This is a genomic window from Gilliamella sp. M0364 (assembly GCF_016100565.1).
GTDB classification, from domain to species: Bacteria; Pseudomonadota; Gammaproteobacteria; order Enterobacterales; family Orbaceae; genus Gilliamella; species Gilliamella apis.
Genome location: NZ_JACFSF010000014.1, coordinates 12,407 through 35,238, shown reverse-complemented (window position 1 = coordinate 35,238; position 22,832 = coordinate 12,407). Strand labels below are relative to the sequence as shown.

Sequence of the window (22,832 nt, the reverse complement as noted above, 5' to 3'; positions counted from 1 at the left end):
TGGCTGGCTGGCTGGCTGGCTGGCTGGCTGGCTGGCTGGCTGGCTGGCTGGCTGGCTGGCTGGCTGGCTGGCTGGCTGGCTGGCCTCTAAACAACTGTATTTTAACATATTTTCAGTCCCTTGTCACTATTATCCGATTACTTTATAACATGAAAAATATATTTCCTTATTGAAAAATTATAAATAAATTTATCAATTTTGACAAATGTTGCTTAATGATAAATTGTTAAGATATGTAAACAATAATTGACTCAAAATATTTTAGTAATTAAAAAATAATATATCAGATATCAAAACCATTATTTCTTAGCAAAATTTTAATTAAAATCTAAAATTTGTGGACATTTAGTGCTCAAAAAACCCCGTTCCTCAACTTTCTTGTTTAAACCCTCAGGTAAAACTGAAGGCTATGTGATTTTAATCTCCTGAATAGTTGAAATTCTCTAGCAATTTGCTAGTACTCTCTTATATTTTTCTAACAAAAAATTAAGGGGTAGTACACATACCTCTGAGTACAACTTCATTTTTATGCCGAGCAATGTGACCATTATTCGAGTGAACGGAAAAATGGCTTAAACGATCTGTTTCTACAAAATCGATGGTCCAGTAATTGTGATTATCATAAAAACTACTAATATATTTGTCCATTTGTCCCCACTCCGAGAAGAATCCTCCGCCAATTACACGTTGAAAGTTATTACCGTTTGAAGATGGAGTTGCACTAACCGAACCTTGACATTCCTCATCCCACCAAGGTCCTGCACAAATAGCATTAGTTAAATCTTTAATTTGAGGAAGACGATAACCAATATTACTGCACCATGATAAGGTACTTGGATAAGTATAGTAATTATTTGCACCTCGATGGACATACCATTGTTTTAATTGAAAACCATATTTTATCAAAGGATTACCTTGACTATCTTTACCAACTAACTCAAATGTTTGTGGTAATACAGGCTTTGCTACACTACCGGGTAAATCAGAATTTAATTGAAAATCTTTTGCACTGGGCCCCGTTAATTTGACAGTAACACGTGAACCTGTTGAATCAGGGATTAACGTCGCGGTAATTCCCCCCCGTTCGACCGAGTCCCATGTTAAAACTCTTGCTCCTCCAATATCTAGGTCAAAGTACAAATCATGCATTCCTGTAGTAGGAAAATTCAAATTGTAAGTTGATAGCGTTGTAGACTGAGGAATAAACCCCTTATTGGCAAGCCATATAGAAGGTGGCCCTCGAAAATCGATACCATTAACCTCTGTATTTGAACCAGGAAATAATATTGGAGCAACAAAGCAAACTTTTGATGATTCGTTGGGATTAATGTAATACGTCGCATGACTACCTGTAAAATAGCTACTACTAGGTACGCCATACTGGGTACTTAGTATACCATCATTACTGGTTAATGTGATTTTATAAGGTGCTCTACAAATATCTAAAGTTGAATTACGAGATACAGTTTGATTATCTTTGTCAGTAATAGTTAAACTTAAATAACCTGTAGCAGAGATACCATTATTTTCCTGACCATCACCGTCATCATCCCCCCAATAATTATAAGGCGAACCAATAATTGAAGTTAATGAAATTGAATCTGCACCAATTGGTACCAGCATATCTACATTAGCTAAAGTTTCACCAAGATTTGGCAAGATTATTGGTGTTATTGACGAATTATTATTTGCTGTAAACGTTCTTCCATCCGATAAAATAATACCTAATAATTTAGTTGTATCAGTAACTCGAGTCTGACCACCATCAAAAGTTAAGTATGGCGCATTACCATGAATAATATGAGTTGTTCTAGCGGTTAAAGACTGACTACTAAATGATAACATTAGCAATAAAACAAGTGCTAATACCGAAAAAATTGGCTTAATTAAAATCGGACTAAAAAAATTTCTTAAGTGTTGGTGGAGAAATAAAATCTGACGAAAGATTAAACCTTGATTGTTAAAATTAGGCGAATTTAAATTATTGGTTTGGGCAGGTTTGGTGTTTGGTGTTTGGTGTTAAAATTATAGCTCATAATAACGTCCGTGTCAAGTAAATTAATGTTTTATATTAATTTATTTCGTTTAATTGACTAACTACTAATCGGTAATTTCACTTTAATAAGAATAAGGAAAAGTATAGAGATTAAGTAAAAAGTATGCAATTTTTTTAACCTCTAAATTGTTAATTTTTGTAAAGGTATTTAATTTTTTAAACCTTTATTTTTTGCCTTATTTCTTATTTTTTTGCTAAAAAATTGTCCGTAGAATAGATCACTAAGCAATAAATTATCTAAATATTTATCTATAACTCGTTGCTCTTTTTAAGTTGTCGATATTCAGTAATAAAGCTAATTTTTACCATTAAAATTCTTAAAAATAAGCTATTTTGAAGTTAATTAATCATTGCTAAAAAATATCAACTTTAACGATTATCTTGATGAGATTTTGCAAATTTTATGATTGGTTTGTAATAAATTTAGCTGATACATTTATAAAAAAACGGACTGTTATAGTCCGTTTCCTTGTCTAAAGAATAATCTTTCCATGCCTTTTACAACATTTTTCGAGAGTTTTTCTGATAGCTTTTGTTTTCGTTGATAGTTAACTGCAATGATTTTATGCGTGTCTAAATGCGATAAGATAAAATCATCACTGGTACTAATTTCGTCAACTAAACCCTTTTCTTTAGCTTGTGTTGCAAACCAATGTTCTCCTGTAGCAACCTGTTCAATATCAATATTAGGTCGATACTCTTTTACAAAGTCTTTAAATAATAGATGAGTCTCTTCCAGTTCTTGCTTGAATTTTTGACGACCTTCGTCAGTGTTTTCACCAAACATGGTTAAAGTTCGCTTGTATTCGCCTGCTGTTTGCAATTCAATATCAACATCATGCTTTTTAAGTAATCGATTAAAGTTAGGAATTTGCGCAACTACCCCAATTGAACCAACAATAGCAAATGGCGCTGCAACTATTTTGTTAGCAGTACATGCCATCATATAGCCACCACTGGCGGCAACTTTATCTACCACCGCAGTAAAAGGGATATTTCGTGTTCTAAAGCGTAATAATTGCGAAGCGGCCAACCCATAACCATGCACTACCCCACCTGGGCTTTCAAGTTTTACCACAACTTCGTCTTCTGGTTTGATGATAGCTAATATGGCAGTAATTTCTTGGCGTAACTCTTCAACTTCATGCGCATCCATACTACCATTAAATGATAGAACAAACAGTTTAGGTTTTGTTTGTAAAGCAGACGTTGTCTCGGGTGATTTTACAGTATCGTCCGACGCCGCAGTATCTGTTTGTTTCTTATTTAGTTTAGCTGCTTGTTTAGCCTGTTTCTTTTCAAGTTTTTTTTGTTTTTTTAGATCTTTAGTGAATTGTTTGGCTTCAACCTCGTCCATACTAGACATTAACATTTCATCTTTAGCTTGTTCATACTCTTGGCTTATATCTTTAACTGACATTCGGCCAGCAACTGTGGATGATTTTCGACGCTGACATAAAATAAATATTAATATTGCTAGAATAGCAACAACAACAGTTACTGTTTCAGCCAGGAAAAGCGAATACTGTGAAAACCAATTCATTTGACAATTATCCTATAGTTTAAAAATTTGCCCATTATAACAATATAATTAAAGATTGTGCCGAAAATCAATAAAGATAAAATTGTTGCTTTATTCGGCATTTTAAATTCTTTATACTGACAACCTGTTTATTATTATACGAGAACGAATATGCCTTTACGTCCAATAACTGAAATCGCAAAACAATGTAATATCCCTGATGAATATGTACTGCCTCATGGTAAATATGTCGCTAAAATTGATTTATCTATTATTAAAGCAGATCAAAATAAAACTCAGGGTAAATTAGTATTAGTCACAGCAATAACCCCAACCCCTCTTGGTGAAGGAAAAACTGTCAATACTATTGGATTAAGTGAAGGTTTAAATTATTTAGGAAAATCTGCTATCGCTTGTATTCGTCAACCTAGTTTAGGACCAGTTTTTGGCGTTAAAGGTGGTGCTGCCGGTGGCGGGCAAGCCGAAGTTTTGCCAATGGAAACCTTAAACCTCCATCTTACTGGTGATATTCATGCGATAACCGCCGCACATGATTTAGCGTCTGCGGCATTAGATTCTCGTCTTTATCATGAAGAGCGCCTTGGTGATGAATTTACAGCACAAACAGGTTTGCCTCGTCTAAATATCGATATAAACCGTATTGTCTGGAAACGAATTATCGATCACAATGATCGCGCTCTGCGTAATATTACTGTCGGTGTTGGCGGTGGCGTCAATGGTATTGAACGCCGTGACGGCTTTGAAATTACTGCGGCATCAGAACTTATGGCAATTTTAGCGTTAGCATCTGATCTACATGATATGCGCGCACGAATTGGACGAATTATTTTAGCCTATAACACTAGTGGTGAACCAATTACTGCTGAACAACTTGAAGTTGCTGGGGCAATGACCGTTCTTCTTAAAAATGCCATTAATCCAAACCTTATGCAAACAGTGGAAAATACACCGGTATTAATCCATGCAGGCCCATTTGCCAATATTGCTCATGGTAATTCATCTGTAATTGCAGACCGCATTGCTATGCAATTAGCTGACTATGTTATAACCGAAGCAGGATTCGGCTCAGACATGGGAATGGAAAAATTCTTTAATATTAAATATCGTCAAGCTGGTATCAAGGCATCTTGTGTAGTGCTTGTTGCAACTGTGCGTAGCTTAAAATCCAATAGTGGTAAATATAATATCAAGCCAGGACAAGCTATACCAAAAGAGATTTCAGAGTCTAATGTAGAATTGCTTGAAATTGGTGCAGCTAATTTAGCGTGGCATATTAATAATGCTAAAAGTTATGGTTTACAAGTGATTGTAGCAATCAATCGATTCCCACATGATAGTGAGGAAGAATTAGCATTTTTACAAAAATACGCCATTGAACACGGTGCATTTGCTTGTGAAGTCAGTGAAGTATTTACTCAAGGTGGTAAAGGCGCCGAAAAACTTGCCGAACATGTAATTAGAGCGTGTGATATGCCAAGTGAAATCAAGTTACCTTATCCTGACAGTATGCCATTAATAGATAAAATCCAAACAATGGTAAAAAAATATGGTGCGAATAAAGCTAATTTATCAGACACCGCGCTTAAAAACATTAAAGAAATTGAAGCATTAAAATTAGATCATTTACCACTTTGTATCGCGAAAACACCAATGTCAATTAGTGCTGATGCAAACTTAAAAAATGTGCCAACCGATTTTGATGTTGATATCAGCCATTTAGCAATTTCGGCAGGTGCTGGTTTTATTAGGGTTTATGCAGGTAATGTGATGACAATGCCTGGACTTGGTACTAATCCGGCTTATCGAAATATCGATATTGACAAAGATGGTAATATTGTTGGTTTAAGTTAATTTAAAAAATTATTATGCAAACACAATATAAAGCGTTAATTGATGAAGAAAATTGTATTGGTTGTGGCAAATGTATACGCGTTTGCCCAACTGATGCTATTGTAGGGAGCAAACAAGTATTACATACCATATTGCCACAATATTGTACATCTTGTAGTAATTGTATTAATACTTGTCCAACTGACTGTATTACCTTAAGTACACTAGGTGTTGCCTTGAATGAACAGGAAGAGTTACTGTTGACGCAAAAAAAACAGCAACGATTAAATCACAATCAACTGGTACCACCAACAATTTTATTTCCTAAGTCGATGCCAATAAGCAATACGACTACACAAAAAGATCGCAAGCAATCAATTGCCGATGCTATCGCAAGAGTGAAAGCCAAAAAAAACCTCGCTAATTAGCGAGGTTTTCATTTCTAATTTAAACTAACAAGTTAAACTTGCTAGTTTTTTACTGACATTACTCTTTATTGCTTCTGAATGCTCGTTTACGATCATTTTCAGTTAAATGACGTTTACGCAAACGTACAGATAATGGTGTAACTTCTACTAATTCATCATCATCAATAAATTCTAATGCTTGTTCTAATGTCATTTTAACTGGTGGTGAAAGCGTAGTCGCTTCATCAGTACCCGATGCTCGCATGTTAGTTAATTTTTTACCAGTTAAGCAGTTAACGGTTAAATCATTTGAGCGGGTATGAATACCAATAATTTGTCCTTCATACACTTCTGCACCATGGCCAAGGAATAATTTACCGCGATCTTGTAAGCTATAAAGTGCATAAGCTAACGCTTTACCTGTACCATTCGAAATCATTACACCATTATTACGTTGGCCGATTTCACCTGGACGAACATCATCGTAATGGCTAAATGTTGAGTAAAGTAAACCAGTACCAGATGTCATAGTCATAAATTCAGTTCTAAAACCGATAAGACCACGGCTTGGGATCACATAATCTAAACGTACACGACCTTTACCATCAGGTAACATATTGGTTAAATCACCTTTACGTAAACCTAAAGCTTCCATCACTGAACCTTGGTGCTGTTCTTCAATATCTAAAGTAACTTGTTCGAAAGGTTCCTGCTTTTTACCATCGATTTCTCTATAGATAACTTTAGGACGTGATACCCCAAGCTCATAACCTTCACGACGCATATTTTCGATAAGAACCGATAAGTGCAACTCACCACGACCTGAAACTTTAAATGCATCTGGATCTGGTGTTTCTTCAACACACAATGCCACATTATGTACCAGTTCTTTGTTTAAACGTTCAAGAATTTGACGTGAAGTCACATATTTACCTTCTTTGCCAGCAAATGGTGAGCTATTAACATTAAAGAACATAGTAACAGTTGGTTCATCAACACTTAATGCTGGTAATGCTTCAACGCAACTATTATCACAAATCGTATCAGAGATACCGAGTTCGCCTAAACCAGTGATCGCAATAATATCACCTGCTTCAGCAACTTCAGCTTCATAACGTTGTAAACCTAAATGACCTAATACTTGGCCTACTTTACCTGTGCGTTTATTACCTTCACTATCAACAATAGTGACTTGTTGATTTGGTTTAACACGACCACGTTTAATACGACCAATACCAATAACACCAACATAGTTATTATAATCAAGTTGTGAAATTTGCATTTGGAAAGGACCATCTAAGTCAACTGCTGGTGGCTCAACATGTTCAACAATTGCTTCAAATAATGGCGTCATATCTTCAGCCATATCTTCATGATCAAGTCCTGCAAATCCCATTAATGCTGATGCATAAACAATTGGGAAATCAAGCTGTTCATCAGTTGCACCTAGATTTACAAATAAATCGAATACTTGATCGACAACCCAATCAGGACGAGCGCCTGGACGGTCAACCTTATTGATAACAACAATCGGTTTTAAACCATAAGCAAACGCTTTTTGGGTAACAAAACGTGTTTGTGGCATTGGTCCGTCCATTGCATCAACCAGCAATAATACCGAATCAACCATTGACATTACACGTTCAACTTCACCACCAAAATCGGCATGTCCTGGAGTATCAACAATATTAATACGATAACCATTCCAATCGATAGCGGTATTTTTAGCTAAAATAGTAATACCACGCTCTTTTTCTAGCGCATTAGAGTCCATTATTCTTTCATTGTCGTCACCACGTAAATTATCAAGCGTACCAGACTGTTTTAATAATTTATCAACCAAGGTGGTTTTACCATGGTCAACGTGAGCAATAATGGCTATATTTCTTAAATTTTCAATCACAATTAAAATCCCAATTAGGAGATAAATTCTATAGGCGCAATATTGTACACCTTTTTAGTAAAAATGTTGATCTATATCACAAAGTTTCTTAAAAAGAACTTTAAGACTTGATATTTAACGAAAATACTGACTTATTTTATAGAGATAACTAAGATTACTCATTGATAAGTGTCGCAAATTGATGAGCAAACTCATCTACTTTGTCCCAATTTGTGTACTCAATCACTTCTTTAGTCACATCGGTATCACCTTTACCTAACCACATAATAAAGCGAATCATATTACGATCAAACCAATTATATTTTGGATAATAAAGTGCCCCAGCAAATACCGCTTTAATCGTTGGTTGCCATGCAATTTTAGCTAAGAATTTTTTAGTATATATATTCGTTTCAGGCGTATTTTTATGCGGTTTTCTTGCCACCACATTTACGCCAAAAAAGCCAGATTTAAGTGTATTTAATTGCAGATAGTTAGCATCAATAAATTTTTTCATGGTTTTACTATAAAAACCATAGCGAATAGAACAACCAATTAATACCGCTTGGTAATTAGTAAGATCTATGTGGCTATCTGGTAGTAACTCAATCAAATCACAATCACATTTACCGGCAAGTTCTGTTTTTATTCGCTGCATGATTTTAAAGGTTTGCTTTTCATGAGTGGTATAAAGCAATAAAACCTTGATAATGCTATTCATAACAATGCTTCCTTTTATTAAAACTCTTGGTAAATATCAATAATTCTTTTTTTAGGATAAAAATTAATAATTTCGGGGTGATTTCATGGAAAACTTTGATTATAGTATTAGCCTTATTTAACCAGACCGGAACTGATTATGGCAATTTCACCTCCAAAACGTAGTGCTATTATTTTGGCGGCAGGAAAAGGCACACGGATGTATTCCAACCTACCTAAAGTTTTACATAAAATCGGCGGTAAGCCGATGTTACAACATGTTATTGATACAGTTCAACAACTTAATACTAATCGCATCAATATTGTTTATGGACATGGCAAAAACGAACTTGAAAAATCGTTACAAAATCAGCCGGTGCAACTTGTTTATCAAGCTGAACAATTAGGGACAGGACATGCGGTTCAACAAGCTATCCCTTACATTCAAGATGATGAAGATATATTAATTTTATATGGCGATACTCCACTTATCTCAGTTGAAACTTTGCAAAATCTTATTGCTAGTAAACCCAAACAAGGTATTGCCTTATTAACAGTGATTTTAGATGACCCAACTGGCTATGGTCGAATCGAACGCAAAGATGGTAAAGTTGTGGCTATCGTTGAACAAAAAGATGCCAATGCCGAACAACAAAAAATCACCGAAATTAATACTGGTATTATGCTAGTTACAGGCAAATTACTTAAGCAGTGGTTAGCGCGTTTAACCAATAACAATGCGCAAAAAGAGTATTACTTAACCGATATAATTGCCTTTGCACATCAAGATGGTTATGAAATTTTAACTTCACATCCAATAAAGCGATTTGAAGTTGAAGGCGTCAACAATCGATTACAGTTAGCAACTTTAGAACGCCATTATCAACAGTATCAAGCCGAGCAATTGTTACTTGCTGGAGTAACTTTACTTGATCCAGCCCGTTTTGATCTACGTGGAAAATTAACTCATGGTAAAGATGTCATCATTGATACAAATGTGATTATTCATGGCGATGTCACATTAGGAAATAATGTCATTATCGGTGCAGGCTGTATTTTGAAAAACTGTACCATCGCCGATAACAGCGAAATTAGTCCATACTCGGTGATTGAAGATTCGATTATTGCTCAGCACTGTACTATCGGACCATTTGCCAGAATAAGACCAGGCAGCAAACTAGATGATCATGCCCACGTTGGTAATTTTGTCGAATTGAAAAAAGCCCATCTTGGTAAAGCCACCAAAGCGGGACATCTAAGTTATTTAGGTGACAGTGAAATTGGTAGTAATGTCAACATTGGCGCTGGCACAATTACCTGTAATTATGATGGTGCTAATAAATTTAAAACAGTTATCGAAGATGATGTTTTTGTTGGATCTGACAGCCAACTTATTGCCCCTGTCAAAATAGGTAAAGGAGCAACTATTGCGGCTGGCACAACAGTTACTAACGATGTTAACGACAATGAATTAGTGGTTAGTCGTGTAAAACAAAAACAACTTGCGGGTTGGAAAAGACCAACGAAATCGAAAGAGGAATAAACGATGTGTGGTATTGTAGGTGCAATCGCTAAGCGTGATGTGGCAGATATTTTATTAGAAGGACTTAAACGTTTAGAATATCGTGGTTATGATTCTGCCGGACTTGCTATTATTTCACCAACAGGTGAATTACAGCGAATAAGGCGGGTAGGAAAAGTACAAGCGCTTAAAGATGCGGTAAACGAACAACCAGTTGCCGGTTCAACCGGTATAGCCCACACTCGCTGGGCAACACATGGTGAACCAGTTGAACATAATGCGCACCCACATATATCCGACTTTATTGCCGTTGTACATAATGGAATTATCGAAAATTTCGAACCACTTCGTGAAAAACTTATCGCGAAAGGTTACCAATTCCGTTCAGAAACAGATACTGAAGTCATTGCCCACTTAATTCATGACATCATCAGCACGGAAGAATGTTCCTTATTAGAAGCTGTGCAAAAAGCAATTCCACTCTTACGAGGTGCTTATGGTACAGTAATTATGGACACTCGAAATCCTGATATTCTAGTTGCCGCACGTTCTGGTAGCCCACTTGTTATTGGTTGTGGCATTGGCGAAAACTTTATTGCCTCAGATCAACTGGCTTTATTACCGGTAACTCGGCAGTTTATCTTCTTAGAAGAAGGTGATATAGCGCTTGTCACTCAACGTTCAGTAACGATTTATGACAAAAATTTTAATCAAATAAATCGCCCTTGCATTGAATCAGATGCCAAATATGATGCTGGCAGCAAAGCGGGTTTTAACCACTACATGCAAAAAGAGATTTATGAACAGCCGAATGCGATTAAAAATACCTTAGAAGGTCGCACGGCCCATGGCAAAGTGGATTTATCAGAACTAGGCCCAAATGCTGAAAATATTCTCAAGCAAGTTGAACACATCCAAATTGTTGCCTGTGGCACAGCTTATAATGCAGGTATGGTGGCTCGTTATTGGTTTGAATCCTTAGCCGGCATTCCTTGTGATGTCGAAATTGCCTCGGAATTCCGTTATCGAAAACCTGCTCGTCGCAAAAATAGTTTATTTATCACCCTATCACAATCGGGGGAAACTGCCGATACCCTTGCTGCTTTACGCTTAGCTAAACAGAACAATTACCTAAACACTCTTGCGGTATGTAATGTGGCAGCATCGACTTTAGTTCGAGAAGCTGATTTGGTTTTACTAACCAAAGCTGGTGTTGAAATTGGTGTCGCCTCAACCAAAGCATTTACCACACAATTGACGGTATTATTACTGTTAGTGGCTAAGTTAGGCCGACTTAATGATATGGCAGAAATCACTGAACAAGCAATCGTCCATGCATTACAAACTTTACCAAACCGTATAGAACAAGTATTAATGGCCGAACCTGTAATCAAAAAACTTGCTGGTCATTTTGTCGATAAACATCATGCACTATTTTTAGGTCGTGGCGATGAATATCCAATCGCTATCGAGGCATCATTAAAGCTAAAAGAGATCTCCTATATTCATGCCGAAGCTTATGCAGCTGGTGAATTAAAACATGGGCCTTTAGCGTTAATTGATGCAGATATGCCAGTTATTGTTATGGCGCCAACGAATGACTTACTTGAAAAACTCAAAGCCAATATTGAAGAAGTGCGTGCCCGTGGTGGTCAACTTTATGTGTTTGCTGAGCAAGATGCTGGTTTTGTTAGCGACGATACTATGCATATTATCAACTTACCCCACATTGAAGAACTTACTGCGCCAATCTACTACACAGTACCGACGCAATTACTTGCTTACCATGTTGCCCTAATTAAAGGTACCGATGTCGACCAACCTCGTAACCTAGCAAAATCGGTGACCGTAGAGTAATTTATTAGATCAAATGTGAGGACTTAATGTATATTTTGGTATCATCATCAAAATTAGAGTTCTCACATTAAATCAATTAGATAATTATTAAACAGCTCTCCACCTACTTCAGCATACGTATAATAACTAGTAAGACTTAGCTCCCTCGCTATCAGTTTTTTGCCTTATGCAGACTAATATTCTAATTTTCGTGTTATAGACATATCTAATTCATTATCACCGTTAAAACATTGACTAATAGTCCAATCACCGTGTTCATTATATTGACTATAGTAACAAGTAAATGTTCGATATTTAGACTCATTGATATCTTTTGGTAACGATGCCGTTTTTCCATTTAATAAAGGATCCTCCTGTTTTGAAATGGAAGAAACCAATCTATTTTCATCATCATAATAATATAAATTTGTTGACAGAAAAGTAAGTATCTTTTTGGACCTAATAGTTTCAATTTCTCGCTCGTTATGCTGAATAAGATTATTGTTTTTATCATATAAATAAGTACCTATATAATTTTTCCCATCTACATTTTCATTTGAAGAAATCAATTTTCCCTGTTCATCATATTTATAATAAGAAGTTATTTTTTGGTTAGAATCTTTAATTTCTGTAACGTTTTTTTGATCATCAAACTGCACTGAATAATTAACGAAAGTTCCTTTTTCATTTCGTGTTAAAACTTGCATCTTATAATCCATAATCAGACCTTTTTTATCAGGAGCAGATTCTTCTATAATAAGACCATTATCATCTGAATATACTTCTAAATTACTGACAGAAGATGTTGGTTGGATATTTTCAATAAGTAATTCTTGTTTTTTTATAGGAACAGAATGCGGAATATACTCAGGAAAAAGAAGAAAGAGATAATTATTAGTAACACGAATATGGTTACGTTCATCATCAACGGATGCGAAGGCATAAAAATTAAAAAAACAGCATACTACTAATAAAAGGTTTTTCATCTATATTCTCTTTTTATTATTGATATTTTAACTATTTTTGTCATAAACAAATTTTTAATTAAATATAGTGATGGATAATATTCATTTTAATATAATCACCAATACTCTATTTCTCTCTTAAAATCGCCTAGATTTTTTTTGTTTGCAGAACAATAACCTTTTGTCCAATCACCATGCTTATTATGGTTGGTGGAAAAACAATCCATATTAATTCTGTTTTTGGTCTCAGCTAAATACATCGAAGGTTAGTTAGCAAATTGATTTTTCAATCTAGGTGGGGATTATGCCGCAGTGTTTTTTTTGCGGAAAATTAAAAATAAAATAAATGCATTGAACATCATTACTACATGATATATAACAAAAAATAGATAAATACCAATTCCTGAATCTGCGGCCATAGAAGCTAATACTGGAGACATAAATGCTGTGCTAAAGATATTAATACCAAAAATAGTACCAGAAATATTCGGTTGTTTAACAAAAGTAATTAACGCCAAAAAACTACATAACATAGCTAAAATTAAACCGAAAAATGGAATAAAAACAGATATTATAGCTATAATTAATCCAACAATTGATAGTACTTTCATTTTACCTCTATCCAAAAGATGCTTAATTAAATCTACTAATTAAATAATTTATTATAAAATTAATCTGAAACCAAAGCCTATGTATATTAACAAATTATGATAAATAGATAAAACAATTTCCACTTATATTAACTAACAGTTAATTTATATAAAAATAAACTTTCAAAACCCATACCTTTGTATAAATTATCATGATTCTGCTTATTTTCTATTTGTTTATAGATTGTTTAGTTTGACCATTTCCCACTGTTGCAATTAGTCGGTATAATGCCTGCAATTTTATTGTTAAGTGGATTATGCATGAAAACGCTATTTGCCAGCACATCTCGCGGGCTTGAAGAGTTATTAAAACAAGAGTTAGAAAATATTGGCGCGATAAATTGTAAAGTGTCGCAAGGTGGTGTCTACTTTGACGCTGATCAATCAACCATGTACCAATCATTATTATGGTCTCGTTTGGCTTCTCGGATTTTATTGCCGATTGCTGAGTTTGATATTTATAGCGATTTAGATCTCTATTCATGTGTAATGAATATAAAATGGGGCGATATTTTTGCGGTCGATAACTCATTTATTATCAACTTTGTTGGCGTTAATGACTTTATTCGCAATAGCCAATATGGAGCATTAAAGATCAAAGATGCAATTGTTGACCATTTTATGCGTCAAACCAATCAACGCCCAAATGTTGCCAAACAAAATCCAGATATTCGTTTACATGCTTATCTCAACAAAAATCGAGTTACCTTATCGTTAGATTTAAGTGGTGAAAGCCTACATCAACGTGGTTATCGTCAACAAACAGGCCAAGCACCATTAAAAGAGAACTTAGCTGCAGCAATTATTCGCCGCTCTGGCTGGCAAACAGACGAACCTCTTATCGATCCAATGTGTGGTTCAGGAACCTTACTAATTGAAGCTGCAATGATGGCGTCTAACATTCCACCTGGACTGTTACGTAAACAGTGGGGATTTTTTGCTTGGCAAGGATTCAACCCAACACTTTGGAATGAGTTACTCTTCGCGGCCAAGCACAATGTAAAAAAAGCGACAACGCCTTTCATTGGTTATGACAATAACTCTGCGGTGTTAGAGCGCGCCAAGCAAAATGCTATCCAAGCTGGAGTTGGTGACTTGATTACTTTTGCTGTGCAGGATGTGACTCAATTAACTAATCCATTTGAGCACCAGATACATGGTATGATCATCAGCAATCCGCCTTATGGTGAACGATTAGAAAGTGAACCTGCATTGGTTGCCCTGCACTCTGCACTTGGTCGTCAAATTAAGCAACAATTTGCTGGGTGGCGACTATCGCTATTTAGTGGTGCGCCACAACTGTTAGATTGTTTGCAAATGCGAGCCGACAAACAGTTTAAAGCCAAAAATGGACCTTTAGATTGTGTACAAAAAAATTATACCATTGCTGATCGTCAAGTCGATAAGCCGGTTACGTCACCAAATTTACCTGCAGCCGATTTTGCCAATCGTCTACGTAAAAATTGCCAAAGATTTGCAAAATGGGCAAGCCAAGAACAACTTGAATGTTATCGCCTTTACGATGCAGATTTACCTGAATATAACGTGGCTATCGATCGTTATAAAGACAAAATTGTGATACAAGAATATGCCGCGCCAAAAAATATTGATCCGCAAAAAACGCGACAACGACTATTTGATATTATTAATGCCACTATGTCAGTACTGGAGTTAACTGCCGACCAATTGGTACTAAAAACTCGTGAAAAGCAAAAAGGTAAACAACAATATCAAAAACTCGGACAAAAACAGGATTACTTCTTAGTCCATGAATATCCTATAAACCAGCAAAAAACGCAGTTTTGGGTTAATGTGGTCGATTATTTAGATACCGGTTTATTTTTGGATCACCGTCTAGCCAGAAAAATGATCGGCCAAATGAGCGCGGGTAAAGACTTTTTAAATCTATTTGCCTACACAGGTAGCGCAACCGTTTATGCCGGTCTTGGTGGTGCAAAATCAACCACGACCGTTGATATGTCACGCACCTATTTAGAATGGGCTGATCGTAATTTAAAACAAAATGGTTTAACCGGAAAAAAACATCGATTGATACAAGCCGACTGCTTGCTCTATTTATCGCAGGCGGATGAACAGTTTGATTTGATTTTTATCGATCCTCCAACATTTTCCAACTCTAAACGGATGAACGATACCTTTGATGTTCAGCGTGATCATCTAAAATTAATGAGTGATTTAAAACGCTTACTTAGACCAAATGGAGTAATAGTATTTTCAAACAATAAACGAGGCTTCAAAATGGATGCCGATGGTATGCAAAAACTAGAGCTAACATTTCAAGATATCACCGATAAAACTCTATCACTCGATTTTAAACGCAATAAACAGATCCACTGCTGTTTTATCGTTAAACATCAATAATAAATACAATACCGCCGCAAGGCGGTAAATTCTTCCATCTTCAAAAATAATTGAATCAAATTTATCTTAGCAATTAGCTATTCTGTTTGTTTTAATTCATTTAAATGGTAAAATAGTTAAATAACTAATGAACTATTAAACTATAAACTCAAATAAATTAGATACCATATAGCCTAATAGATTAAAAAATCCAAATTAAGGAAATTATTTTGCCCAATATAGCCAAGCAGGAAGTTGACAATATGCAAGAAAGAAAGGTTAATTCATCAGCTATCATTATTTTAACTTCTTTAGGATTTTTCATGTCAATGATCGATTCAATGATAGTTACCACAGCCACTACCGCCATAAGAAATGATTTTCAAATATCGGTAAATTTATTACAGTGGTTGTTGAACATTTATAATATAACCATAGCGGCATTACTACTGGTTGGTGTATCACTGGGCGAAAAAATAGGCAGAAAAAAAGTCTATCTGATGGGTATTGCGATTTTCACTATTGCTTCTATATTTTGTGCTTTATCGAATAGTATTACTGAACTAATTATATCTCGAATGATACAGGCTGTTGGTGCTTGTGTTATGACACCAATGTCCATGGCAATTCTAACGCATTCATTACCCGTTGATATACGTGGAAAAGCTTTAGGAATATGGAGTGGCATTGGTGGTTTAGCACTAATTGTCGGGCCAGTTTTAGGTGGATTTATTGTCGCAACTTTATCATGGCAATGGATATTTTGGATTAATTTGCCTATTGGAATAATAACAATCTATTTTGCTCATAATTTATTACCTGAAAGTAAAGGTAAGGATGATAAGTTGAACTTTATTGATATTCTGCTTATTGCCATCTCTTCCGCCGGAGTAATATGGTCATTATCCACCATAACCACAAATACCACACACGTTATAACCATTATTACCGGATTATCTAGCCTCGCACTAGCTATTTTATTTATTGTTAGGCAAAAAATAAGTTCTACCCCTATGATTCCATTAAGATTATTTCGCAACAAGGTATTCACTAATGGTAACATTGCAACTTTTTTATTATATGCCTCAATGTTTGGCGTGTTATTCTTTTTGCCGCAATTTTTTTTAGTATTAGAAAACGTTAATCCACTCGTGGCGGGATTACAATTATTACCTTGGACAGCAACATTAGTCGTTATCGCACCTTTTGCAGGCAGCGCTGTAGATAGATTTGGCGAAAAGATTATTGCAACATTAGGATTATTCTTACAGGGGATCGGTTATCTATTAATTATTTTTTTATTTAATGCAACTGATTCATATATAGCAATGGCAATACCTTTAATGATCGCTGGTATGGGACTTTCGATGGCAGGACCGGCTCTGCAAAAAGCGGTGTTAAGCGCTGTCGAACCAATATATTTAGGGAAAGCATCAGGAATATATAATATATTTCGCTTATTTGGTGGAGCAATAGGTACCACAATATGCGTAATTGTATTTAATATTTTCGGCGGAACCACTAATTCAACAGCTTTTGCCGAAGGATTTGATGCAGTTATTATTACATCTGGTCTGATATCATTATTAGGAATAGTTTTTTCAATAAGGTTAACAGCAAAGGATAAAAAATAATATTTGATAAAATCAAAGCGATAAATTCAACAATAAATCAATATTTGAGTATTTTAAAGATTATCAAAAAACCCGGTAACATATTTATCAAATGTTGATTTATTAAGCCACACATATTTTTCCCTAGCACTCTTTCTTACGTTAATTAATTCTGCTTGTTGTAATAACCTAAAATGATAAGTTCCTGAAGGTTTACTAATACCAACTGCTTGACCAATTTCACCACAGATAACCTCTGTTTCTATACTTTTTAAATATTTAATGATTTCTATTCTAACCGGATCAGATAATGCTTTGAAAATAAGCACCATTTTTTCATTTAATTGGTTATCAATTGTACTATTATTCATCATATTTACAGAGTTAATTATAATTAAACATAATTATAACATGTGGTGAATTTATTCACCTAAAAAACTCCTTTACTAAACTTTTCTAGTTTGGTGGATTTCGAGTGTTATAATTTTAATTAATTTTAATCTACCTACACGGTAGTGAACCCGACAGAGCGAATTTTTAGACCTGGTGTTGTTTTCTAAGCTACCTACACGGTAGTGAACGCGCCTAAAAGTGTAGAACCAATTATTGCTGATTTCTAAGCTACCTACACGGTAGTGAACAATTCAGGTCTTACAGTTAAAAAAACACACATTTTCTAAGCTACTTACACGGTAGTGAACAACACAAAATTACGACGATCCACCGCAGAATATTTCTAAGCTACCTACACGGTAGTGAACAATCAAACGCACTGCAATTTATACATCAGCTTTTTCTAAGCTACCTACACGGTAGTGAACGGACTTATCATCAAAGCATCAGCTACTTTTTTTTTCTAAGCTACCTACACGGTAGTGAACCATTTTGTTGAATTTGTTGATGGATTCCTACTTTTCTAAGCTACCTACACGGTAGTGAACCCCATTAATAAGTTACGTGCAAGCAGGAGTATTTCTAAGCTACCTACACGGTAGTGAACTAGAATCCAATATACTATAAATGCAGTTGGCAAAAAGAAAAAGCGTAATTTTACTATTAAAAACCCTTTTTTTAAGCTATTTTTCAACATATTGATTTTTAATTATTTTATTTAAAGTCAAAAAAAAGGGTTAGCAATAAGTAGGAATTTAAGGTTCAAAAACCCCCGTTCCTCAAAATTTTTTAGTTGTTTTATTTTCGGACGTTTGTTGTTCTGCGATTATTTCTGTACGGTGATTACGTCCGAGTAAAGAGGGTTGGCGCCAACCCTCTTTACAATCTCCCGCGGCGACTACGCAAGTGGTCACTGCGTGACTGCCTTCCGCCTTCGTTCGCTTTTAACGCACCGGCTGTGATTTGTTCCTGACAAAGCACCGCCTTGGCAAACATCCCTGTTTGCCATGCTAACCTCACTCAGTTGTCAGCACGTTGCTAATATCGCGCCACAAAATCGTTTTTATCGCCCTAACGTTATTTTTCTTATCCTCGGCTTCAATACCTAAGAACTAAGAAATAATAGTTAAGGATAGACACAGAGTGCGTTGACGCCACCATTATCACTAGTATCCGAAGAAATAATACCGGCGCGCGAGGAGATAACCACAAAAACATATTGGTTATCACTCCTCTTATCATTCGTCCAATATGCACCGTTCCAGTCGCTGAAGCCCGAATCAGAGTAACTTGTCATATCCCCCCATTCCGTGAAAAATCCTGCACCAATGTGACGCCGGTAATACCCATCAGGTGACGAAGGCGTTGCCCCTACTGCACCTTGACACTGAGGACGTGAACCATCTCCCTGACAAGTCGCATTAGTTAAATCCTTGACCTTTGTCAGACGGTATCCAATATTATTACACCAAGATAAGGCTTGAGAATAAGTAGAATAACTATTCCTATAACGATTAACAAACCACTGCTTTAACACAAATCCATATTTGACCACCGCATTACCACTGCTATCACGACCGACTAACTCAAACACCTGAGGTAAAGATGGTTTGTCGATTCTACCTGGATTATTTGATTGCCCTTGCGATTCTGTAGCAACAGGACCCGTTAGGGTGACTTTAACGTAGGTACTTGTTGAATTGGTCATCGTCGCCGTAATACCACCATGAGAAACCGGAGCCCAAGATAAGGCTTGACTAACACCACCTAACTTTAAATAAAAATCAAAATTATCAGCACTAGTAGTCGGAAAGTTTAAACCATAAGACGATGGCGTAACTGACTGTGGTATAAAACCCTTCTCACGGTCCCAAACGGCATCAGAAAGACCATTCTCCCGTAAGTCCAAGAAACCAGGTTTTACAAAACAAATCTTTGGCGTCATTTCCTTAGGATTAATATAATAACTAGCTCTACCTGCATTAAAACGACTTTCATTAGGCACACCATAACGTGTTTTTAGTATACCTTCATCATTAGATAAGGTTAATTTATATGGCGCTTTACAAATAGTCAGCACTTCATTACGGGCAACACCTCGATCATTTTTATCGTCAATGTATAACCTTAAACGACCGGTAGCGGCAATACCATTAACTCCTTCTCCATCACCATCATCATCCCCCCAATAATTATACGGTGTGCCAATAAGTGAACTTAATGCAATAGAATTAGTATTCGTTGGTACTAACATACCAATATCCGCAAAACTCTGACCATCAACAGGTAAAACGATAGGATTGTCAAAACTCGAATTATTGGTTGTCGGAGTAAATGTTCTACCATCAGAAAGGGATATCCCGAGTAGCGTTTCGGTATTTGTTATCCGGGTACGACCACTATCAAAGGTTAAATAAGGTGCTGAACCTTGAATAATATTAGTCGTTTGAGCGGTTAATGCATAATTAGCAAAAGAGATAGACTGTAATACAACCATGGTTAATACCAAAACCATCGGCCGAGATAAAAAGGCTAAACCAAGAAATTTTGAAAAATTTTGCCAGAATTTCGGAAATTTTGGAAATTGTCGAAATAATAAACTGCAGTGAAATAATAAACGATGTGAGCTTAACTTTAGAAAGATGAAATTATAGGTTGGGCAGGTTGCGTGTTGCGTGTTGCGTGTTGAAAATTATAATCCATATCAGATATCCTTGTCAATCCAATTTTATGATTTATTTAAAATTTTAAGCCTAATGGCATAAAATTTATCCATTCGTATAAATATGCTATAAAAGTATAGTGATTGGAAAAAACCATGCAACTTTTTTTGGCGGTTTAATTGTTAACTTTTGTAAAGATTAATGTAATATTATGTCTTAATTACGCCCTTAAAACCAATTTCGGGGAAACTTTAGGGGGATTTTTAGGCTTTAAAAACCCCTCTCCTCAAATTTTTTTGATTCTTTATTTTTTGGATTGTTTGAGTTTCGGACGTTTGTTGTTCTGCGGTTGTTTCTATACGGTGATTACGTCCGAGTTAAGAGGGTTGGCGCGAACCCTCTTTACAATCTCCCGCGGCGACCACGCAAGTGGTCACGATGTGACTGCCTTCCGTCTTCGTTCGCTCTTAACGCACCGGCTGTGATTTGTTCCTGACAAAGCACCGCCTTGGCAAACATCCCTGTTTGCCATGCTAACCTCACTCAGTTGTCAGCACATTGCGAAAGTCGCTAAATTAAATACAGCAAACTTATTTGCCAAAATAAACGTTTATGTTTATAGCAAGCTAATTTTAGTTTTAAAACCAATTTCGGAGAAACTTGGACGGGATTTTTGGCTTTAAAAACCCCGTTCCTCAAAATTTTTTTATTCTTTAAGTTTCGGACGTTTTGTTGTTTTGTGGTTATTTCTATACGGTGAATACGTCCGAGTTAAGAGGGTTGGCGCGAACCCTCTTTACAATCTCCCGCGGCGACCACGCAAATTGTTTGTTATTGTTTGTTTTAGTGTCGGTTTAAGGTCATGATGATAAATAATGTTAGTTATAGTTGATCTCCATCATGATTTTGCAAAAAAATTATTTCAATCTTTTAAATTCGCGTTAGGATAGTCATGTAACAATTGGATTTCATTTAAAATTAGTATCATAATGAACCAATACCGTTGGCCTTCACCAATAAAATGGTAAAGCCAAGTTTAAATATTGTGAGGAGGCGTTATGTACAAAAAAATATTAGTTCCGATTGATGTGCTTGAAGATGAACTCACTCAAAAAGTGATCCCTCATGTTGAATGTTTAGCAAAATTATCCAATGCACAAGTTATCTTCTTTCATACCTTACCGGTTGCATCGGCTATCGTGAATGCTTACTCATTTGGTTTTGATGAGTTTAAAGATCAAGCTACTGTACAAACAGAACAGTGGTTACATCGTTTGATTGATACGATTAATTTACCACGGGAAAATTTATCTTTTTCAATCGCTTTTGGTAATCCAAGAGATGAGATCTTACATATAGCCGAAGAAATTGAACCAGATCTAATTATTTTAGGTTCAAGACGTCCTAATATCTCAACACACTTACTGGGATCAAATGCCTCAGGAGTGGTGCGTGGCGCACAAACATCAGTGTTAGTGGTACGCTAGATTTAATTTAAAATTTACTTCCGAGTAAAGAGGGTTCGCGCAAATCCACTTTACTCGGACGTAATCTCGATATTGAAATTGCTGCCAAACAATAAAACGTCTGAAATTCAATGAACAACGATTTGTTGCAATTACTTGCAGTTTAACTAATTTAGTAGTTAATAAAACTTATCGAAAATAAGTGATTGATAAGCCATTTAGACAATAGACCCAAAATCAAACTGACCATCGTTGCTGGATAACTTTATAACACAACTGACAGTTGATTATTACCGTTATATCGGTTTTAATGCTCATCTTTCGCCATGAATCTAAAGAGAATAGTTGCAATGAGAATTATCTTAGCATCGACATCGTTATCACGTAAAAAGATATTGGAAAAATTAGCCATTCCGTTTGAGTGTGTACCACCCATTTGTGATGAAACGCCTTTGCTAAATGAAAGTGCACAGCAATTGGTGGTGCGTTTAGCTAATGCCAAAGCGCAGTCGTTAGTGGCTAATTATCCTGATAGTTTGATTATTGGTTCTGATCAAGTAGGTGTATTGGATGATCAGATTGTTTGCAAACCACATACCATTGAAAATGCCCAACAACAATTGAGAAATAGCAGTGGTAAAGCGTTTTACTTTTATACCGGAATGACCGTCATTGATACTCGTACTGGCCAATCGCAAACAATTTGTGAACCGTTTAAGGTTACTTTTCGCCAGTTAACTGATGCAGAAATTGATGCTTATATCGCTAAAGAGATGCCACTACAATGTGCTGGTAGTTTTAAATGTGATGAATTAGGTATCACCCTTTTTGATAAACTTGAAGGTGATGATATTAATTCATTAGTTGGATTACCGCTGATAAAGTTAAATAAAATTATGATCGATATGGGCTGTAATCCACTATTGTTATAATTACTCGAGATACC

At 35.8% G+C, this 22,832-nt stretch carries 17 protein-coding genes and 1 CRISPR repeat array; of the genes, 8 read left to right on the top strand and 9 right to left on the bottom strand.

Features of this window, described 5'->3' with window-relative positions; translation table 11 throughout:
• Window positions 1-486: 486 nt before the first annotated feature.
• Together H3U96_RS10970 and sohB are read right to left on the bottom strand one after the other, a co-directional pair.
• Complete coding sequence (locus H3U96_RS10970; RefSeq protein WP_065578480.1) at window positions 487-1,845, bottom strand: hypothetical protein; 1,359 nt, start codon at window positions 1,843-1,845, stop codon at window positions 487-489.
• 665 nt (window positions 1,846-2,510) lie between these two features.
• Entirely contained in the window at window positions 2,511-3,599 is a 1,089-nt protein-coding gene (gene sohB / locus H3U96_RS10965; protein ID WP_198196687.1) for a protease SohB, read from the bottom strand.
• A 150-nt stretch (window positions 3,600-3,749) separates the two neighbouring features.
• Between sohB and H3U96_RS10960 the strand changes: the two genes are divergently transcribed.
• Both H3U96_RS10960 and H3U96_RS10955 read left to right on the top strand, forming a co-directional pair.
• A complete protein-coding gene (locus H3U96_RS10960; RefSeq protein ID WP_198196685.1) occupies window positions 3,750-5,450 on the top strand; it encodes a formate--tetrahydrofolate ligase in 1,701 nt (566 codons plus the stop codon).
• A gap of 14 nt (window positions 5,451-5,464) precedes the next feature.
• A complete protein-coding gene (locus H3U96_RS10955; protein ID WP_065578483.1) occupies window positions 5,465-5,857 on the top strand; it encodes an RnfABCDGE type electron transport complex subunit B in 393 nt (130 codons plus the stop codon).
• Between the two features lie 58 nt (window positions 5,858-5,915).
• On the opposite strand, the gene typA is transcribed toward H3U96_RS10955, so the two are convergent.
• Both typA and hemG read right to left on the bottom strand, forming a co-directional pair.
• Complete coding sequence (gene typA, locus H3U96_RS10950; RefSeq protein ID WP_198196683.1) at window positions 5,916-7,739, bottom strand: ribosome-dependent GTPase TypA; 1,824 nt, start codon at window positions 7,737-7,739, stop codon at window positions 5,916-5,918.
• Window positions 7,740-7,893: 154 nt separating this feature from the next.
• The gene (hemG, locus tag H3U96_RS10945) at window positions 7,894-8,430 is read right to left on the bottom strand and encodes a menaquinone-dependent protoporphyrinogen IX dehydrogenase (protein ID WP_086361226.1); all 537 of its coding nucleotides are present in this window, start codon (window positions 8,428-8,430) and stop codon (window positions 7,894-7,896) included.
• A 147-nt stretch (window positions 8,431-8,577) separates the two neighbouring features.
• Between hemG and glmU the strand changes: the two genes are divergently transcribed.
• Entirely contained in the window at window positions 8,578-9,960 is a 1,383-nt protein-coding gene (gene glmU / locus H3U96_RS10940) for a bifunctional UDP-N-acetylglucosamine diphosphorylase/glucosamine-1-phosphate N-acetyltransferase GlmU (protein ID WP_198196676.1), read from the top strand.
• 3 nt (window positions 9,961-9,963) lie between these two features.
• The gene (glmS, locus tag H3U96_RS10935) at window positions 9,964-11,796 is read left to right on the top strand and encodes a glutamine--fructose-6-phosphate transaminase (isomerizing) (protein WP_198196674.1); all 1,833 of its coding nucleotides are present in this window, start codon (window positions 9,964-9,966) and stop codon (window positions 11,794-11,796) included.
• 173 nt (window positions 11,797-11,969) lie between these two features.
• Here the strand turns inward: glmS and H3U96_RS10930 are convergent, their stop codons facing one another.
• Complete coding sequence (locus H3U96_RS10930; RefSeq protein ID WP_086361527.1) at window positions 11,970-12,761, bottom strand: hypothetical protein; 792 nt, start codon at window positions 12,759-12,761, stop codon at window positions 11,970-11,972.
• A 281-nt stretch (window positions 12,762-13,042) separates the two neighbouring features.
• Window positions 13,043-13,351, bottom strand: coding sequence for a hypothetical protein (locus tag H3U96_RS10925; protein ID WP_065578488.1), 309 nt, complete (start codon window positions 13,349-13,351; stop codon window positions 13,043-13,045).
• Window positions 13,352-13,651: 300 nt separating this feature from the next.
• Here H3U96_RS10925 and rlmKL point away from each other — a divergent pair, with 300 nt between their 5' ends.
• Entirely contained in the window at window positions 13,652-15,772 is a 2,121-nt protein-coding gene (rlmKL, locus tag H3U96_RS10920; RefSeq protein WP_198196672.1) for a bifunctional 23S rRNA (guanine(2069)-N(7))-methyltransferase RlmK/23S rRNA (guanine(2445)-N(2))-methyltransferase RlmL, read from the top strand.
• A gap of 242 nt (window positions 15,773-16,014) precedes the next feature.
• Window positions 16,015-17,385, top strand: coding sequence for an MFS transporter (locus tag H3U96_RS10915; protein ID WP_198196665.1), 1,371 nt, complete (start codon window positions 16,015-16,017; stop codon window positions 17,383-17,385).
• Window positions 17,386-17,438: 53 nt separating this feature from the next.
• On the opposite strand, the gene H3U96_RS10910 is transcribed toward H3U96_RS10915, so the two are convergent.
• The 3 genes from H3U96_RS10910 to H3U96_RS10905 all read right to left on the bottom strand — a co-directional run bounded on the left by H3U96_RS10910 (window position 17,439) and on the right by H3U96_RS10905 (window position 20,254).
• Complete coding sequence (locus tag H3U96_RS10910; RefSeq protein WP_034901766.1) at window positions 17,439-17,735, bottom strand: helix-turn-helix transcriptional regulator; 297 nt, start codon at window positions 17,733-17,735, stop codon at window positions 17,439-17,441.
• A 122-nt stretch (window positions 17,736-17,857) separates the two neighbouring features.
• A CRISPR array of direct repeats spans window positions 17,858-18,364; the repeat unit is 28 nt; unit sequence TTTCTAAGCTACCTACACGGTAGTGAAC.
• Between the two features lie 172 nt (window positions 18,365-18,536).
• Entirely contained in the window at window positions 18,537-18,671 is a 135-nt protein-coding gene (locus H3U96_RS11355) for a hypothetical protein (protein WP_255545847.1), read from the bottom strand.
• A gap of 212 nt (window positions 18,672-18,883) precedes the next feature.
• Complete coding sequence (locus H3U96_RS10905; RefSeq protein ID WP_198196663.1) at window positions 18,884-20,254, bottom strand: hypothetical protein; 1,371 nt, start codon at window positions 20,252-20,254, stop codon at window positions 18,884-18,886.
• A 1,224-nt stretch (window positions 20,255-21,478) separates the two neighbouring features.
• Here H3U96_RS10905 and H3U96_RS10900 point away from each other — a divergent pair.
• Both H3U96_RS10900 and H3U96_RS10895 read left to right on the top strand, forming a co-directional pair.
• Window positions 21,479-21,907: a universal stress protein gene (locus H3U96_RS10900; RefSeq protein WP_034904481.1), complete on the top strand. Its 429-nt coding sequence runs from the start codon at window positions 21,479-21,481 to the stop codon at window positions 21,905-21,907.
• A 329-nt stretch (window positions 21,908-22,236) separates the two neighbouring features.
• Window positions 22,237-22,818, top strand: a complete 582-nt coding sequence (locus H3U96_RS10895) for a nucleoside triphosphate pyrophosphatase (RefSeq protein WP_198196660.1) — start codon at window positions 22,237-22,239, stop codon at window positions 22,816-22,818.
• Window positions 22,819-22,832 lie beyond the last annotated feature (14 nt).